Annotated in this window: 11 protein-coding genes and 2 pseudogenes; 3 read left to right on the top strand and 10 right to left on the bottom strand. The window is 73.6% G+C overall.

The window, feature by feature from the left end; translation table 11 throughout:
- Positions 1 to 83: 83 nt before the first annotated feature.
- From truB to rimP, 7 genes and pseudogenes are all read right to left on the bottom strand, one after another.
- Positions 84 to 989 (bottom strand): tRNA pseudouridine(55) synthase TruB, encoded by a 906-nt coding sequence (gene truB, locus ACQEVS_RS24795; RefSeq protein WP_433023678.1) that lies wholly within the window; start codon positions 987 to 989, stop codon positions 84 to 86.
- The gene (gene rbfA / locus ACQEVS_RS24790) at positions 986 to 1,447 is read right to left on the bottom strand and encodes a 30S ribosome-binding factor RbfA (protein WP_433023677.1); all 462 of its coding nucleotides are present in this window, start codon (positions 1,445 to 1,447) and stop codon (positions 986 to 988) included. Before rbfA ends, truB begins: the two co-directional genes overlap by 4 nt.
- 23 nt (positions 1,448 to 1,470) lie before the next feature.
- Positions 1,471 to 1,767 carry a DUF503 domain-containing protein gene (locus tag ACQEVS_RS24785; protein ID WP_433027883.1) on the bottom strand — a complete coding sequence of 99 codons (297 nt, stop codon included), beginning with the start codon at positions 1,765 to 1,767 and terminating at the stop codon, positions 1,471 to 1,473.
- A gap of 182 nt (positions 1,768 to 1,949) precedes the next feature.
- Positions 1,950 to 5,002: pseudogene (gene infB / locus ACQEVS_RS24780) on the bottom strand (translation initiation factor IF-2).
- Between the two features lie 181 nt (positions 5,003 to 5,183).
- A complete protein-coding gene (locus ACQEVS_RS24775) occupies positions 5,184 to 5,462 on the bottom strand; it encodes a YlxR family protein (protein WP_433023676.1) in 279 nt (92 codons plus the stop codon).
- Between the two features lie 202 nt (positions 5,463 to 5,664).
- Positions 5,665 to 6,657, bottom strand: a complete 993-nt coding sequence (gene nusA / locus ACQEVS_RS24770) for a transcription termination factor NusA (RefSeq protein WP_223772366.1) — start codon at positions 6,655 to 6,657, stop codon at positions 5,665 to 5,667.
- Between the two features lie 2 nt (positions 6,658 to 6,659).
- Positions 6,660 to 7,193, bottom strand: a complete 534-nt coding sequence (gene rimP / locus ACQEVS_RS24765; protein WP_433023675.1) for a ribosome maturation factor RimP — start codon at positions 7,191 to 7,193, stop codon at positions 6,660 to 6,662.
- Positions 7,194 to 7,390: 197 nt separating this feature from the next.
- Here rimP and ACQEVS_RS24760 point away from each other — a divergent pair, with 197 nt between their 5' ends.
- The 3 genes from ACQEVS_RS24760 (at position 7,391) to ACQEVS_RS24750 (ending at position 9,316) form a co-directional block, all read left to right on the top strand.
- Positions 7,391 to 7,864 (top strand): hypothetical protein, encoded by a 474-nt coding sequence (locus tag ACQEVS_RS24760; protein ID WP_433023674.1) that lies wholly within the window; start codon positions 7,391 to 7,393, stop codon positions 7,862 to 7,864.
- Entirely contained in the window at positions 7,861 to 8,298 is a 438-nt protein-coding gene (locus ACQEVS_RS24755) for a ferritin-like domain-containing protein (protein ID WP_433023673.1), read from the top strand. Before ACQEVS_RS24760 ends, ACQEVS_RS24755 begins: the two co-directional genes overlap by 4 nt.
- A 76-nt stretch (positions 8,299 to 8,374) precedes the next feature.
- The gene (locus ACQEVS_RS24750; RefSeq protein ID WP_433023672.1) at positions 8,375 to 9,316 is read left to right on the top strand and encodes an aminoglycoside phosphotransferase family protein; all 942 of its coding nucleotides are present in this window, start codon (positions 8,375 to 8,377) and stop codon (positions 9,314 to 9,316) included.
- 8 nt (positions 9,317 to 9,324) lie between these two features.
- On the opposite strand, the pseudogene ACQEVS_RS24745 reads toward ACQEVS_RS24750, so the two are convergent.
- The 3 genes and pseudogenes from ACQEVS_RS24745 to ACQEVS_RS24735 form a co-directional block, all read right to left on the bottom strand.
- A pseudogene (locus ACQEVS_RS24745) lies at positions 9,325 to 11,030 on the bottom strand (proline--tRNA ligase).
- Positions 11,031 to 11,085: 55 nt separating this feature from the next.
- Positions 11,086 to 11,619 carry a GNAT family N-acetyltransferase gene (locus ACQEVS_RS24740; protein WP_433023671.1) on the bottom strand — a complete coding sequence of 178 codons (534 nt, stop codon included), beginning with the start codon at positions 11,617 to 11,619 and terminating at the stop codon, positions 11,086 to 11,088.
- Between the two features lie 53 nt (positions 11,620 to 11,672).
- Positions 11,673 to 12,518 (bottom strand): GNAT family N-acetyltransferase, encoded by an 846-nt coding sequence (locus ACQEVS_RS24735; protein WP_433023670.1) that lies wholly within the window; start codon positions 12,516 to 12,518, stop codon positions 11,673 to 11,675.
- Between the last annotated feature and the right edge of the window lie 39 nt (positions 12,519 to 12,557).

The following is a 12,557-nucleotide window of genomic DNA, read 5'->3' as shown; positions in this document are numbered from 1 at the left end:
TGGGAGGAGGGGGGTCGTGGGGCGGGGAGCGCGGTGACGCGGTCCCCGCCCCACGGTGTTCCCGAGGCGTTCCCGGCGCGGGATCAGCCGAAGAGGGCGAGGCTCTTCGCCCGCCCGCCCTGGTTCTCCACCAGGGCGAGGAAGGTGCCGTCCGGCCCGAAGACGGCGACCGCTCCGGTGGTCTCGAAGAGCGGCATCCGCACCCGGACGCCGTTGCCGAGCAGCTTCGCCTGCTCCTCGGTGACGTCCCAGCGGGTGAACGCGGCGGAGACCGCGTCCGCGACGGGCATCACGGCCAGCTCCTCCTGGAGCTGGTCCAGGGTGCGCGCCTCGCTTATCCCGTAGGGGCCGACGCGGGTGCGCCGCAGCGCCGTCAGGTGGCCGCCGACGCCGGTGTCCGCGCCCAGGTCGCGCGCCAGGGCGCGGACGTAGGTGCCGGACGAGCAGACCACGGAGACCAGCACGTCCTGCACCGGCGTGCCGTCCTCGGCCTCCGCCGGATGCACGGCGTGCACCACGAAGGACGAGACGGTCACCGGGCGGGCGGGGATCTCGAAGTCCTCGCCCTCGCGCGCCCGCTTGTACGAGCGCTTGCCGTCGATCTTGATGGCGCTGACCTTGGACGGGACCTGCATGATGGCCCCGGTCAGCTTGGCCACCCCGGCGTCGATCGCCTCGCGGGTGACCCCGGAGGCGTCGGCCGACGAGGTGATCTCGCCCTCGGCGTCGTCCGTCACGGTGTTCTGCCCGAGCCGGATGGTGGCCACGTACTCCTTCTCGGTCAGCGCGAGGTGGCCGAGGAGCTTGGTGGCCCGCTCGACGCCGAGGACGAGCACGCCGGTCGCCATCGGGTCGAGGGTTCCGGCGTGCCCGACGCGGCGGGTCTTCGCCATGCCGCGCATCTTGGCGACGACGTCGTGCGAGGTGAAGCCGGCCGGCTTGTCGACGATGACGAGACCGTCGGGGCCGGGCGGTGACTTGCGCTTCATGCGGAGGCGCCGCCCTCGGCGGTCCCGTTGTCGTCCTCGTCCGGCTTGCGGTACGGGTCGGCCTCGCCGGCGTAGTCCTTGCCCGACGCCTCCTGGCGCACCTTGGCGTCCAGGTTGCGGGCCCGGTCGAGGAGGTCCTCGATGGTCCGGGCGTTCTCCGGCAGGGCGTCCGGCACGAAGGTCAGGGTCGGGGTGAACTTGATCCCCGCCGCCTTGCCGACCGCGGACCGGAGCATGCCCTTGGCGCTCTCCAGCCCGGCGGCCGCGCCGGCCCGCTCCTCGTCGTCGCCGTAGACCGTGTAGAAGACCGTAGCCTCCCGCAGGTCGCCGGTGACCCGGGTGTCCGTGATGGTCACGTGGCTGCCGAGCCGCGGGTCCTTGATGCCGCGCTGCAGCTTCTGGGCCACCACCTCCCGGATGAGGTCCGCCAGCTTCTTAGCCCGCGCATTGTCGGCCACTGGTCCGTCTCCTTCTTGGTGTTTCAGTCGTCGTGCTCGCCGTGGAACCGCCGCCGCGCGGACAGCAGGTCCACTTCGGGACGTGCGGCGACCCAGCGCTCGCAGCGGTCCAACAGGTCCGTGAGGTGCCCCATGTCGCCGGAGACCGCCGCCAGGCCGATCACGGCCCTGCGGTAGAGGTCCTGGTCTCCGACCTCCGCCACGCTCACCGCGTACTTGCGGTGCAGTTCGGCGACGATCGGGCGGACGACGGAGCGCTTCTCCTTCAGCGACCGGACGTCGCCGAGGAGGAGGTCGAAGGACAGCGTCCCTACGTACATGTGGTGCGGGTTCATGCCACCCGGGGGCCTTGGGGATCCGTCATGTGTACGGCTCATTCGAAACCGTACACGCAACGGCCGGGGCCGATCGACGGGATATCCCCGTCGACCGGCCCCAGGAGCTGCCCACCCGTCGCCCGGCCACCACCCCTGGTGGACCGCGCTCCGCGCGGGCCGCGTCATCAGCCTCGCGGCTTCTCGCGCATCTCGTACGTCGCGATGACGTCGTCGATCTTGATGTCGTTGAAGTTTCCGAGGTTGATACCGCCCTCGAAGCCCTCGCGGATCTCGGTGACGTCGTCCTTGAAACGACGCAGACCGACGATGGTGAGGTCCTCGGCGACGACCCGGCCGTCGCGGATGAGGCGCGCCTTGGTGTTGCGCTTGACCTCGCCGGAGCGGATGAGGACACCCGCGATGTTGCCCAGCTTGGACGAGCGGAAGATCTCGCGGATCTCCGCCGTACCGAGCTCGACCTCTTCGTACTCCGGCTTCAGCATGCCCTTCAGGGCCGCCTCGATCTCCTCGATCGCCTGGTAGATGACCGAGTAGTACCGGACGTCGACGCCCTCGCGCTCGGCCATCTGGGTGGCACGGCCCTCGGCGCGGACGTTGAAGCCGATGACGATCGCGTCGGAGCCGGTCGCCAGGTTGATGTCCGACTCGGTGACCGCACCCACACCGCGGTGCAGCACGCGGATCTCGACCTCTTCGCCGACGTCGAGCTGGAGCAGCGAGGACTCGAGAGCCTCCACCGAACCGGACGCGTCGCCCTTGATGATGATGTTGAGGTCCTGGACCAGACCGGCCTTGAGCACCTTGTCGAGGTCCTCGAGGGACACCCGACGGGTGCGCTTGGCGAAGGCGGCGTTGCGCTCGCGCGCCGCGCGCTTCTCGGCGATCTGGCGGGCCGTGCGGTCCTCGTCGACAACCAGGAAGTTGTCGCCGGCGCCCGGGACGTTGGTCAGACCGAGGACGAGGACCGGGGTCGACGGACCCGCCTCTTCCACGTTCTGGCCCTTGTCGTCGAGCATGGCCCGCACGCGGCCGTAGGCGTCGCCCGCGACCATCGTGTCGCCGACGCGGAGGGTACCGCGCTGGACGAGGACGGTGGCCACGGCGCCGCGGCCGCGGTCGAGGTGGGCCTCGATCGCGATGCCCTGCGCGTCCTGCTCCGCGTTGGCGCGCAGGTCGAGCGCGGCGTCGGCGGTGAGGACGACGGCCTCGAGCAGCTTGTCGATGTTCAGACCCTGCTTGGCGGAGATGTCGACGAACATCGTGTCGCCGCCGTACTCCTCGGCCACCAGGCCGAACTCGGTCAGCTGACCGCGCACCTTGGTCGGGTCCGCGCCCTCGACGTCGATCTTGTTGACCGCGACCACGATCGGCACGTCGGCCGCCTTGGCGTGGTTCAGGGCCTCGATCGTCTGCGGCATGACACCGTCGTTGGCCGCCACCACGAGGATCGCGATGTCGGTCGACTTGGCACCACGGGCACGCATGGCGGTGAACGCCTCGTGACCCGGGGTGTCGATGAAGGTGATCTTGCGCTCTTCGTCGTTGACCTCGGTCGCGACCTGGTAGGCACCGATGTGCTGGGTGATGCCACCGGCCTCGCCCGCGACCACGTTGGTCTTGCGGATCGCGTCGAGGAGTCGGGTCTTGCCGTGGTCGACGTGACCCATGACGGTCACGACCGGCGGACGCGCGACGAGCATCTCCTCGCCGCCCTCGTTCTCACCGAACTCGATGTCGAACGACTCGAGGAGCTCGCGGTCCTCCTCCTCGGGGCTGACGATCTGAACCGTGTAGTTCATCTCGCCGCCGAGGAGCTGCAGCGTCTCGTCGGAGACGGACTGCGTGGCCGTGACCATCTCGCCGAGGTTCATCATCACGGCGACGAGCGACGCCGGGTTGGCGCCGATCTTCTCCGCGAAGTCGGTGAGGGAGGCACCACGCGACAGGCGAATGGTCTCGCCGTTGCCGCGCGGCAGCATCACGCCGCCCACGGACGGGGCCTGCATGGCCTCGTACTCCTGGCGCCGCTGACGCTTGGACTTGCGGCCGCGACGGGCCGGACCGCCGGGACGGCCGAAGGCACCCTGCGTGCCACCACGGGCACCGGGGCCGCCGGGACGCCCGCCGAAGCCGGGACGACCGCCGCCGAAGCCGCCGCCGCCACCGGGGCCACCGCCACCGGGACGGCCGGCGAAGCCGCCGCCGCCACCGGGACGACCGCCGCCGCCGGGACCGGCCGGACGGCCGGCGAAGCCGGGACGACCGGTGCCGCCGCCGGGACGACCGGCACCGCCGCCGGGACCACGACCGCCACCGCCGGGGCCCGGACGCGGGCCGGCAGCGGGACGCTGCGGCATCATGCCGGGGTTCGGACGGTTGCCCGCCGGGCCGGGACGCGGGGCGCCGCCGGGAGCCTGCGGACGGGGCATGCCGCCCGGGTCGGACGGGAAGCGCCCTGACCCTGCGGACGGGGAGCACCACCGGGACCGCCCTGCGGACGCGGGGCGCCGCCGGGACCGGCCGGACCGCCGCCGGGGCGGGGTGCCTGCGGGCGCGGGGCCTGCGGGCGGGCCATGCCGGTGGAGCCACCGGAGGTGAAGGGGTTGTTGCCCGGACGGGGACCGGCCGGACGACCGCCGGGGCGGGCACCGCCCTGACCCGGACGGGGGGCACGCTGGCCCTGGCCGCCGTCACGTCCGTCACGCTGCTGACCCGCCGGGCCCGGACGCGCGCCGGGGCGCGGGCCGGGAGCGGCCGGACGCGGGGCGCCGGACTGCTGCGGGGCGGCGGGCTGGGCCGGAGCCGGCGCGGAGAACTCCGCGGCGGGCACCGGGGTGACCGGGGCGGGCTTCGCCGGGGCCGGCTTCGGACCCGGACGGGGGCCCGGGGCGGGGGCGCCACCGGCGGGCTTGGGCGTGCTGGGGGTGGTGGGGGCCGCGGCCGGCTTGGGGGCCGGTGCGGCGGGGCGCGGGGCACCCGGAGTGGGCGCGCCCGGCTTCGCGGGGGCCGCCTTGCGCGGCGCCGCGGGCTTGGCAGCGGACTTGCCGGCGTTGCCGCCGGGCCCCTGCAGCGCGTCAGTCAGTTTACGGACGACCGGCGCCTCGATCGTCGAGGACGCCGAACGGACGAATTCACCAAGTTCTTGGAGCTTGGCCATGACGACCTTGCTCTCCACTCCGAACTCCTTGGCGAGTTCGTATACCCGGACCTTAGCCACTTCGCTCCTTCTAGGTCCGGGTTGTCAACCGGACCGTCGCTACTTCATGGGCGTACTCATCGCGTACTCATCGAGTGCTCATCGCAATCTCGACCTACTTCCAAATCGCGAGGTACCTGACCGCACGGGTACCGGGTACCCGTGCCTGGGACATCCCCGCTGACGCGGGGTCCAACTCTTCTTACCGCCCGATCGTCTCGATGTGGCGGCGCAGTTCCGCGGTGTCCGGCGGTCCCGGGCTTTTGAAGGCCCGGGGAAACGCCCGGCGGCGGACCGCCAGGTCGAGACAGACCAGTGTGGGGTGCACGGAGGCACCCCGGCCGGGCAGCGTACCGCGCGGATCGGGGACGCAGGCGCCCTCGATCAGCACGATCCGCAACAGATCGCCCTTGGCCGCTCGCTCCCGGCACCCCACACAGGTGCGCTGAGGGCATGCGCGGGCATGCGTCCGGCCAGACACTGGTTAAGTCTACCTCCCCGAGCCGGGCTCACCCCTTTGGGGCACAGATCGGCTACGTATGCTTTTTGACTCGTGGCGCGTGGAGGGCGGTTTTCCGATGGTTCCGCTTGCGGATCGCGCCGGGGGCACGACGTCGTGAACCGGCGCCGACTGCTCGCCGCGCGCCCCCGAGTGCTTCCGTCCGCCCGCGCCGGGCGTGGGCTTACTCCGGCTTGTCCTGCTGCTCGGTGTCCGGCCGGATGTCGATCCGCCAGCCGGTGAGCCGGGCGGCCAGGCGGGCGTTCTGCCCCTCCTTGCCGATGGCGAGCGACAGCTGGTAGTCCGGGACGGTCACCCGCGCCGAGCGGGCGGCCAGGTCCACGACCTCGACCTTGCTCACCCGGGCGGGGGACAGCGCGTGGGCGACGAGCTCGGCCGGGTCGTCCGACCAGTCGACGATGTCGATCTTCTCGCCGTTGAGCTCCGCCATCACCGCGCGGACGCGGCCGCCCATCGGGCCGATGCAGGCGCCCTTGGCGTTCAGCCCGGAGCGGGTCGAACGGACGGCGATCTTGGTGCGGTGACCGGCCTCGCGGGCGATGGCGGCGATCTCCACCGACCCGTCGGCGATCTCCGGGACCTCCATGGCGAAGAGCTTCTTCACCAGGTTGGGGTGGGTCCGCGACAGCGTCACGGACGGACCGCGGACGCCCTTGGCCACCCGGACGACGTAGGTGCGCAGCCGGGTGCCGTGCGTGTAGTCCTCGCCGGGGACCTGCTCCTGCACCGGCAGGATGGCCTCCAGCCTGCCGATGTCGACCAGGACGTTCTTGGGGTCCTTGCCCTGCTGGACGACACCGGCGACGACGTCGCCCTCGCGGCCCGCGAACTCACCGAAAGTGATCTCGTCCTCGGCGTCACGCAGACGCTGGAGGATGACCTGCTTGGCGGTGGTCGCGGCGATCCGGCCGAAGCCGGACGGGGTGTCGTCGAACTCGCGCGGCTCCTCGCCCTCGGCGAGGTCCTGCGGGTCCTCCTTGGCCCAGACCGTGACGTGGCCGCTGGACCGGTCCAGCTCCACGCGGGCCCGGCGGCGGCTTCCCTCGGTGCGGTGGTACGCGATGAGGAGGGCCGACTCGATCGCCTCGACCAGCAGGTCGAAGGAGATTTCCTTCTCTCGCACCAGGCCCCGCAGGGCACTCATGTCGATGTCCACGGCTACGCCTCCTCTTGGTTCTCGTCGGTATCTGCTGCGGCCTGCGCGGCCCCCGCACCGGACGGTCGGTTGAACTCGATCTCCACGCGGGCCTTCGCGATCTCGTCGAAGGCGAGCCGCCGGGCGGTGGGCTTGCGCCCCTTCACCCCCGGCACTTCCAGGTCCAGTCCCTCGTCGTCGACGGCGATGATCCGTGCCACCAGCTCGCCGCCCTCGGTGAGCCGGGCCTTGATCAGCCGGCCGGTGGCCCGGACGTAGTGCCGGTGCTCGGTGAGGGGGCGGTCGGCGCCGGGGGAGGTGACCTCCAGGACGTACGGGGCGCCGCCCATGACGTCGCTCTCGTCGAGCTTCGCGGAGATCTCGCGGCTCACCTCGGCGCACTCGTCCAGCTGGACGCCGTCGTCGGAGTCCACCACGATGCGCAGCACACGCCGTTTTCCGGCCGGCGTCACTTCGACCTCTTCCAGATCCAGCTCCCGTGCGCTGACGAGAGGGGCGAGCAGCTCGCGGAGCCGCTCGCTCTGGGTGGTGCTCATCCGGGTGACTCCTCGGCCGCGTGTGCTGTTGTGGGAAAGTCGCGTGTCAGGTCAAAGCCTATCCGTTCCGGCACCCGGCTGACGATTCGGTGCCTTCGTCCGCGGGACACCCGCCGGGCGCCGGTACGCTCACGAACGGTGATCACGACCCCTGGTCCCGCGACGGTGCCCCGACGACCACCGGCAGGAAGTGGAACGTGGCGTTCACGACGACGGCGCGGGCCCGCGGCCCCCGCAGACGCGCGCTGCTGACGGGCGCTGCGGCGCTGCTGCTCACCGGCTGCGCCGGCGGCCGGGACGGTGACGGTGCCGACGGCCGGACCCGCGCCGCCGCGGTCCGGGACACGGCGGCACTGCTCGCCCGCTACGACGCGACGCTCGCCGCGCACCCCGGACTGGCGCCCCGGCTGCGCCCGCTGCGGGCCGAAACCGCCCGCCACGCCGCGGCGTTCGGCGCCACCGCCGCCCCCGTCCCTTCTTCTTCGGCGCCCCCGCCCGCCGTCCCGGACGACCCCGACCAGGCGCTCGCCACGCTCGCCGCCGCCGAGCGCCGTACGGCCGACGGCCACACCGCTGCCCTCGCCGCGGCCCCGCCCGAACTCGCCCGGCTGCTGGCCTCGGTGGCCGCGTCCGGCGCGGCCCACGCCTACCTGCTGGGAGCGGACGCATGACGGATCCGGCCGTGCTGACGGCGGCACAGGCGGCCCTGGCCGCCGAGCACGCGGCGGTGTACGGGTACGGGGTCGTCGGCGCCCGCGCCGGGGAGGAGCGGGCCCAGGAGGCCCGTGAGGCGTACGAGGCGCACCAGGGCCGGCGGGACGCGCTGCGGCGTACCGTCCGCGACCTGGGCGGCGCGCCGGTCGCCGCCGACGCGGCGTACACGCTGCCGTTCCCGGTGCCGGACGCGCCCGCCGCGGTGCGGCTGGCGGCGGAGCTGGAGAGCCGGGTGACGGCCGTCTACGCCGACCTGGTCGCGGCGGCGGAGGGCGCGCTGCGCGGGGAGGCCGCGGCGGCGCTGCGCGAGGCGGCGGTGCGGGGAACGCGCTGGCGGGGCAGCAGCGTAGCCTTCCCTGGGCTCGCCGGGCGGCTCCCGGCCGGCGCGTAGCCTCCGTCCTCGGCCGGCTCCACCGGCACGGACGCCCCACCGGCAGCGACTGACGGACGAAAGGGACAGCACAGGGATGGGCCATGCGAACGACCGCCTCGAACCGCCGGACCGGCTGGTTCACGCCCTGGGCTCCGACCCCGACCCCGCCCGCGCCGAGGCCGCCCGCCGGTGGCTGGCCGGGCTCCCGGCGACGGCCCAGGAGTGGCTGGACCGCTGGGAGTTGACGCCCGAACGGGTGCAGGCACCGGGCGGGCGTTCGGGCCTGGTGGTCCTGGCGCACCGGGCCGACGGCACCCCGGCGGCGCTCAAACTCCTCCCGCCCGGCGGCGCGGCGGCGGCCGAGCACACCGCGTTGGAGCACTGGGCCGGACTGGGCGCGGTCCGGGTCCTGACGGCCGCTCCGGAGGCGGGCGCGCTGCTGCTGGAGCGGCTGCACCCGGACGTCGGCCTGCGCTCGCTCGCCGAGGCCAAGGCGCAGTTGGAGGCGTCGGCGACGCTCCAGCGGCTGTGGGTCGCGCCGCCCGGCGGCACGGCGATCCCCTCGGTGGCCGACCACACGGCGAGTCTCGTCGGCGCCCTGCGCGCCTGGCGGGAGGAGCCCTGGGCGGCGGACGCCCGGCCCCTCGTCGACGAGGCCCTGGACCTGCGGGACGCCCTGGCGCCGGGCCCGGCGGACGAGCCGCCGAGCCTGCTGCACGGCGCCTACCACCAGGGCAAGGTGCTGGCGGGCGAGCGGCTGCCCTGGCTGGCGGTGGGTCCCCGTCCGCTGACCGGCGAACGCGCCTACGACCTGGCCCGCCTGGTCCGCGACCGCGCGGACACCCTCCTCGCCTCCCCCGGCGCGCCGGCGATCGTCCGCCGCCGCGGGGCCCGCCTCGCGGACGCCCTGGAGGTGGACGCCGAACGGCTGCGCGGCTGGACCCTGTTCCGCGCGGTGGCGGACGGCCTGCGCGAACGGGCCGCCGGCGCGGGGAAGACGGGCGAACTCCTGCTGGAGTTCGCGGCGTTGCTCTGAGGGACGGGCTACCGCCGGGCCACGATCCGGTCCACCGCCTCGTCCGCGGACAGCTCCTCCCGCTCCCCCGTGCGCCGGTCCTTGAGCTCCACCCGGCCGTCCGGCGCGGCGCGGCCGACGGTCAGCAGGGCCGGGACGCCGATCAGTTCGGCGTCGGCGAACTTGACGCCCGCCGAGACGCCGGCACGGTCGTCGAGCAGGACGCGGACGCCCGCGTCGGACAGCCGGGCGGTGAGGGCGTCGGCCAGTTCCGTCTGAACGGCCTTGCCCGCGACGATGATGTGGACGTCGGCGGGGGCGATCTCGCGCGGCCAGCACAGGCCGCGCTCGTCGTGGGTCTGCTCGGCGAGGGCGGCGACGGCGCGGGAGACGCCGATGCCGTAGCACCCCATCGTGACGCGGACCGGCTTGCCCTCGGGGCCGAGGACGTCGAAGCCGAAGACGTCCGCGTATTTGCGGCCCAGTTGGAAGATGTGGCCGATCTCGATGGCCCGTCCGAGCCGGAGGCCGGTGCCGCAGCGCGGGCAGGGGTCGCCGGGTTCCACGACGACGGCGTCGAGGTGGCGGTCGACGGTGAAGTCCCGGCCGCAGACGACGTTCCGCGCGTGCGTGCCGGGCTTGTTCGCGCCGGTGACCCAGGCCGTGCCGGGCGCCACCCGGGGGTCGGCCCAGTACGGGACGGGCAGCTTCCGGGGACCGATGTAGCCGCGCACGAGGTCGGGGTGGGAGGCGAAGTCGTCGGCGGTGACGAGCTCCACCTCGGCGGGGGCCAGCCGTTCGGCGATCCGGCCGAGGTCGACCTCGCGGTCGCCGGGTACGCCGATGGCGACGATCTCGCCGTCGACCTTGACGAGGACGTTCTTGAGCACCGCCGAGGCGGGGACGCCCAGGTGGGCGGTGAGGGTGTCGATGGTGGGGGTGTCGGGGGTGTCCAGCTCCTCCAGCGGCCCGTGACCGGCGGGATCGACGGGCCGGACGGCCGTGGTGACGGCCTCCGTGTTGGCCGCGTAGCCGCACCCGGGGCAGTCGGCGAAGGTGTCCTCCCCGCCTCGGCCGGGGCCAGGAACTCCTCCGAGGCGGAACCGCCCATGGCGCCGGACACCGCGGAGACCACGCGGTGGTCGAGCCCGAGGCGTCCGAAGATCCTCAAGTACGCCTCGCGGTGGCGGCGGTAGGACTCCGCGAGCCCCTCGTCGTCGAGGTCGAAGGAGTACGCGTCCTTCATCAGGAACTCGCGCCCGCGCAGCACCCCGGAGCGGGGCCGGGCCTCGTCCCGGTACTTGGTCTGGATCTGGTAGAGGGTGACCGGGAGGTCCTTGTAGGACGCGCACTGGTCCTTGGCCGTGAGGGTGAAGACCTCCTCGTGCGTGGGCCCGAGCAGGTACTCGGCGCCCTTGCGGTCGCGGAGCCGGAAGAGGAGGTCCCCGTACTCGGTCCAGCGTCCGCTGGCCTCGTAGGGCTCCCGGGGCAGCAGTGCGGGCAGCAGGACCTCCTGGCCGCCGATGGCGTCCATCTCCTCGCGCACCACGCGGGCGACGTTGTCCAGCACCTTCTTGCCGAGCGGCAGCCACGTCCACACCCCGGCGGAGCTCCGGCGGACGTAGCCGGCGCGGACGAGCAGCCGGTGGCCCGGCGTCTCGGCGTCGGCCGGGTCGTCGCGCAGGGTCTTGAGCATCGACCGGGAGAGACGCAGGGGGCGCTGTGCGGGTGACATGCCCGGAGGGTAGCGGCGGGCCGGGCGGATCTCACCGGGTTTTCCGTCCGGCCCGTCAGTCGAGCAGCGGCAGTTCCGCGCCCATCACCACGTACGGGCTGACGGCGCTGGGGAAGACCACCTGCCGGGCCAGGTCCCGGTAGCCGAGCTTGCGGTAGAGCGCGCGGGCCGGGCTCTCCACGTCGATGGCGGAGAGGATCGAGCGCGGTTCCGCCGCGTCCGCGGTGAGCGCGGTGATGAGCGTCCGGCCGATCCGCCGGTTCTGGAAGGACGGGTGGACGTGGAGCTCGGTGATGACGAAGGCGTCGTCCAGCCACTCCTCCGTCCCGGTGGCCCGCAGGTACGGCTCGACCACGGTGGACCACCAGTGGCAGCGGTCGTTGGGCATGCCGTAGACGAAGCCGACGAGCCGCCCGTCCGCCGTCGTCGCGCCGAGGGCGCGGGCACCGGGGCTGATGAGGTGGCGGAGCACGATGTGGCGCCGGACGCCGACCTCCTCGGGGCTGAGCCCGAAGGCCACGGCCTGCACGCCCAGCGCGTCGTCGACCCGCGCGGCGAGGTCCAGCGGGCCGACCACGATGTCATCCATGCGGGGAGGCTACCCGGCCGGCCGGTCTTCCCGCCGGGCCGGGGAGGCCGGGGTCAGAAGAGGACGCTCATGAAGGCGCCGGTCTCCCGGAAGCCGACCCGGCGGTAGGCGGCGCGCGCGGCGGCGTTGTAGTCGTTGACGTAGAGGCTGACCACCGGGGCGACCTCGCGGAGGGCGTGGTCCAGGACGGCGGCCATACCGGTCACGGAGAGCCCGCGGCCCCGGTGTCCGGGGGCGACCCAGACGCCCTGGATCTGGCAGGCGCGGGCGGTGGCGGCGCCGATCTCGGCCTTGAAGACGACCTCGCCGTTCTCTATCCGGGCGAACGACCGGCCGGAGCCCACCAGTTCGGCCACGCGCGCCTGGTAGAGGAGCCCGCCGTCGCCGGCCAGCGGCGAGACGCCGACCTCCTCGGTGAACATGGCGACGCAGGCCGGGAGGATCAGCTCCATCTCGTCCTTGCGGACGCGGCGGACCAGCGGGTCGGGGTCGACGTCGGCGGGCATCGAGCGGGTGACCATGAGCGGCTGGTGGGCGCGGACCTCGCGGGCCGGCCCCCAGTGCGGTTCCAGCAGCGCCCAGAGGGCGGCGGTGGACTCGGCGGGCCCGACGATGGAGGAGCAGCGGCGGCCGGCCCGGCGGGCGCGGTCGGCGAAGGCGCGGACGGCCTCGGGGCCGGCGCAGATGGGGACGAGGTTGGCCCCGGCGTAGCAGAGCGCCTCCAGGCGCCCGAGGACGTACCAGCCCCACATCTCGCCGCCGAGCCGCCAGGGGTCGAGGCCGGCGACCTGTACACGGGCGGCGACGAAGGCGTTGGCGACGGGGTCTCGGTCGAGTACCGCGAGGGCGGCGTCGAGGTCGCCGGGTTCCAGGACCTTGGTCGTGGTCGTCGTCAACACGTGTGCGGTTGCCTCACCGTCGCGGCCGGGAGCCGGGAA

The organism is Streptomyces sp. CA-181903 (assembly GCF_050937075.1).
Lineage (GTDB): Bacteria > Actinomycetota > Actinomycetes > Streptomycetales > Streptomycetaceae > Streptomyces.
This window is presented reverse-complemented; position numbering and strand designations above follow the sequence as displayed.